This is a genomic window from Streptomyces sp. NPDC049577, from assembly GCF_040675635.1.
Taxonomy (GTDB): Bacteria; Actinomycetota; Actinomycetes; order Streptomycetales; family Streptomycetaceae; genus Streptomyces.
In genome coordinates this window covers 1-4,152 of the sequence record NZ_JBFAPH010000444.1, presented here as the reverse complement: position 1 = coordinate 4,152, position 4,152 = coordinate 1, and the positions used below count along the sequence as shown (strand labels likewise).

Sequence of the window (4,152 nt, the reverse complement as noted above, 5' to 3'; positions counted from 1 at the left end):
CACCGTTCCGCACGACACCCCCATGATTTCCGCGACTTGTGGCACCTCGTAGCCGAGCACGAAGCGCAGCAGCACGACGTCCAGCTGCCGCTCCGGCAACCGCGCGATCGCCGCATACAGCCCCAGCGAGGACTCCAGCACTTTCAACTGATTGCGGACGGACTCGCGGACCTTGGCGAACGTCGTGGTCGCCACCAAGGCGCTGCCGGCCGGCTCGGTCATCACCAGCTGCGCGGCGATGGCCTGGCGCAGTATGGAGATCGCGTAGCGCGGGACGCTCGGCTCGCTGAGCACCGTGCCCCACGACTCCAGCAACTGCACGAACACCGTCTCGACAGCCTCGATCGCCGCCTTGCTATCCCCCAGGTGCAGGAGCGCGTAGCGGAGGTAGACGCGGTGATAGCGCTGGTAGAACGCCTGAAACGCGAGCGGCGGCTCGGGCGGAGAGGAGGCCATGCCCTACGCCTCCCCCGCCTGCTCACCGACGGCGCGTTCCTGCATGGCGGCATCCCGGCGCTCACGAGCGATCTCCGCCGCGCCAAGCCGCACGCCCACCCCCAGAAGGTGACGGCCGGCCGTCACCAGGTCGGGCGTGAAGGTCCTCACAGCAACGACCGCCATGGCCACTTCGACCCAACGACAACTCACCAAGGACTCCATTCGGTAATGCACCGGGACCTGCTCCACACCCGGACGAAGTGATTACCTTCTGAAGTCAGCTCATCGCACAGGGCCCTCAAACGTTCAGCCACCACAACCAGAACTTCGACGAACCAGCGCACTCGTCATCGCCGCGCGCCCCATCAGCGCAGAACGCGCCCCTGCGTGCGGCGGCCGAACGCCGGACCGGCGCCTCCGGCACGGCGCGCCATCACACGGTCGAACATCTTTCGGTCACACGTCTATCGCATGGCTGGATCCGGTGCCATCCTGATCGCCCACGGGCAGCGTGATCTTCCGTCTCCCCCAGACGAGGTCGCCCCCGTGGTCGGCCCCGCCTGCGGACACCCCCTCCGGGTGGGGCCGCGTCGCACCTCCCGGCTCCCCACGGGAGGCCCGACGCACGCCCTTGATTGCCCCACAATGACCTGCCGATCGTTGATGGCCCGCCGTGAACGGCATGGCCCCGAGGCCACATACCGTTGCCTCTCAACTCGCGGTGGTTCGGTTCCGGGTGTGCCGTGACAACGACATGATCAGAGCTGCCGTCGCCAGGGTTGTTGCACCGGCGCCCATGTAGAGGCCGGTGGGTGCGCCTCCCGTGCCGGTGGCGGAGACGGCTCCGGCAAGGGGGCCGCCGATGAGGGAGGAGCCCTGCATGATCAGTCCGTAGACGGCCATGACGCGGCCGCGCATGGCCGGGTCGGCGCGCTGCTGGAGGAGGGTGTTGATGGTGGCGGTGGTTGCCGCGATGGAGGCGCCGAGCGGGAGCATCACCACGCAGGCAAGCCAGGGGGTCCGGGACAGGGCCAGTGCCGTCATGCCGGCCGTCAGGGTGAGTGTGGAGGCGATGACGAGGCGGTCGCCGGGGGCGGAGGAGGCGGCGATCGCGAGGGATGCGAGTACGGCTCCGGCCGAGCTGACGGTGTACAGCAGGCTGACCAGGCCGAGTCCGCCACCGATGGTGTCGCTCGCCAGGAGGGGGAGGGTGACGTTGAAGTTGAGCGCGAACACGGCGACGAGGGTCAGCACCACGATGGGCACCAGCAGCCCCGGGGTCGACCTGATGGCCAAGAGCCCTTCCCGCACGCGGGGCCGGCTCTTGGCCGGGCGGGCGACCCGGCGCAGCCGGCTCACGTTCAAGGTGGCGAGTGCCACGACGACGCACCCGAAGGAGATGGCGTTGATGAGGAAGGGCGCGGAGAGCCCCCACCAGGCCACGGATACGGGGGCGAGCGCGACTCCGACGGCGCGGGTGGCCTGGTAACTGGCGCTGTTGAGGGCGATCGCGTTGGGGACGTCGGGCTCGCCGACGAGTTCGGGGATGATGGCCTGCCGGGCGGGCGCGTCGGCGGCGTTGACCAGGCCCAGCCCGGCGGCGCACACCCACACCAGGGCCAGGCTGACGTGCCCGGTCAGTGTGGCGAGGCCGAGGACGAGGGACAGCAGGCCGGACAGGCTCTGGGTGACGATGAGGAGCCGTCGCTTGTCGCGTCCGTCGGCGAGCGAGCCGCCCCACAGCGTGAGGATGAGGGGGGCGGACTGGAAGGCCGCGGTCACGCCCAGCAGGGTGCCGTTGCCCGGGGCGAGGACCTTCATCACCAGCCAGATCTGGCCGGTGAACTGGGCCCAGGTGCCGATGAGCGACACGGTCTGGGCCACGTAGTAGCGCCGGAAGTTCGGCACCCGCAGCACCCGGACCGTTCTCGCCAGCCGGCCGCCGGGCTCCGGCGGGTCGCTCACCGCCTTGCCGGCCGTGTCGGTGGGCTGGGTCATGATGCACCCCGCCCGATGCCCGTTGCCGCGTCACGCGGGCCCATGTCGTTCCCCTTCCCTGTCAAGCGGGCGTTGCTTCCGCGGTCCCCGCAACGCTGCGCGGCGCGGCCGGGGGCTCGACGGTGAACCGGGTGGTCGCCACGACTTCCGCTGCGAGGGCTCGGGCTTCTTCCACGGTCGGCGCGGTGGTGACGACCGCGCCGTGGCGGTCGCGGTTGTTGCGCGGCTCCTGCACCGGATCACCGACCTGCCGGTAGATGTGGTAGGCGACCACTCCAGGGGCGTCGCGCAGCGGGCTGGGCTCGATGCGCGAGAGCTTGCCGGCGCGGTCGACGACCATGGAGCGGATGCCCGCGACCGTTGCGGTGGGCTCCAGGTGCGGCAGCTGCTGCTGGGTGAAGAGGTCCACGAGGTCGGCGTAGAGCGAGCGGTTCAGGGCCGCTCCCATGACCAGCGGCATCAGTCCGCCCGCCAGGCGGCCGTTGATCTCGATGATGCGCGGGCCGTCGGGGGTCAGCACGATCTCGGTGTGGGCAGCGCCGAGGTCGAAGCCGATCGCGTCCAGGGCCGCCCGGCACACTCGGGCGATCTCATCCCCTTCCTCCAGGGCGACGGGGAAACAGCCCGCGAGCTCCACCTGGTCAGGCAGCGGAGTCAGCTCCCGGTCCGTGATGCCGAGCACCAGGTGGTGGCCGCCGGCGCTGAACGTCTCGCAGCTCACGACCGGCCCGGCCATGTACTGCTCGATCAGGACCTTGCGGGCTGCGACGGCCGAGCGTCCGTAGCCGTCCAGAGCGAGGATCGGCTCGGCGAGGGCGGTGACCTCCGCGCGGTTGCCGGCGACACCGACGTTCAGCGACGCGGAGCCGTCCACCGGCTTAATGATCACCGGATAGCCGATCTCCTCGGCGCCCCGCACGGCCTCCTCCAAGGAGGCGGCGAGCCGGTGTGCCGGCTGCGGGATGCCGGCCGCGGCCAGGCGGCGGCGTGCGTGGAACTTGTCACGGGTCGCCCGGATGGCCTTGAGGGAGGTATGCGGCAGGCCGAGTCGGGCAGAGGCTTCGGCGACCGCGCGGGTGTGCTGTTCGCTGACGGTCAAGATCGCGTCAAGGCCGGGTCCGGCGACGACGGGCGCCAGCGCCTCCGCTAATCGGTCCGCGTCCGCCGTGGCCGAAGGCGTCAGCACCTGACTCGCCAGGCGCAGGTCTGTATCAGCCGGGTCGGCACCCTTGAGATACATGTCGAGGTCACAGGTAACGAATGCGGCCTCGTGCCCGGCATCCACGGCCTGGCGGATGAACTCGAAGGGGCGGACGGTCTGGTGTTCCACGACGGCTATGCGCATCTTTGCTCCAGTTAGGATGTTGGCGATTTCCACGTCGTGCTTTCCCGCCGTGCTCGGGCGAAAGGCCCATCGGCGCGGCGTCTTCCTTCAGCGCCCGGGGGTTCTCGCCAGCAGGAGAAGGTAGGCCCAGTCGGGGCGCTCGCGCTGAACGCGACGTGTGGCGAACACGCTGAATCCCGCCTCGCCGAGCATCGCCTCGGCCTCGACCGGCGTGAAGTACCGTGCGAGACGTCCATTGGGAACCTCGCGGAGTGTGCCCTCGCTGGCGGACTCAGGAGATGCGAACAGACTGATGGCGAAAACCCCTGAGGGACGCATCATCCGCTGCAGGGCCCGCAGGTAGGCCGGGTAGTCCTCAGGCTGCTGATGAT

At 69.9% G+C, this 4,152-nt stretch carries 4 protein-coding genes and 1 pseudogene; all 5 read right to left on the bottom strand.

What is annotated here, in order from left to right; all coding sequences use genetic code 11:
• A partial coding sequence (locus tag AB0K09_RS30545; RefSeq protein WP_366068651.1) for a sigma-70 family RNA polymerase sigma factor occupies positions 1 to 456 on the bottom strand: 456 nt, incomplete at its 3' end.
• Between the two features lie 3 nt (positions 457 to 459).
• A complete protein-coding gene (locus AB0K09_RS30540) occupies positions 460 to 687 on the bottom strand; it encodes a hypothetical protein (RefSeq protein WP_366068650.1) in 228 nt (75 codons plus the stop codon).
• A 462-nt stretch (positions 688 to 1,149) separates the two neighbouring features.
• A complete protein-coding gene (locus tag AB0K09_RS30535; RefSeq protein WP_366068649.1) occupies positions 1,150 to 2,436 on the bottom strand; it encodes an MFS transporter in 1,287 nt (428 codons plus the stop codon).
• Positions 2,437 to 2,497: 61 nt separating this feature from the next.
• The gene (locus AB0K09_RS30530; RefSeq protein ID WP_366068648.1) at positions 2,498 to 3,781 is read right to left on the bottom strand and encodes an ATP-grasp domain-containing protein; all 1,284 of its coding nucleotides are present in this window, start codon (positions 3,779 to 3,781) and stop codon (positions 2,498 to 2,500) included.
• A gap of 87 nt (positions 3,782 to 3,868) precedes the next feature.
• Positions 3,869 to 4,152 (bottom strand): annotated as a pseudogene (locus AB0K09_RS30525) (hypothetical protein); the annotation flags it as partial.

Coding starts and splice junctions, on each gene's coding strand:
- AB0K09_RS30535 (WP_366068649.1), bottom strand. CDS start 2,436: ATGACCCAGCCCACCGACACGGCCGGCAAGGCGGTGAGCGACCCGCCG.
- AB0K09_RS30530 (WP_366068648.1), bottom strand. CDS start 3,781: ATGCGCATAGCCGTCGTGGAACACCAGACCGTCCGCCCCTTCGAGTTC.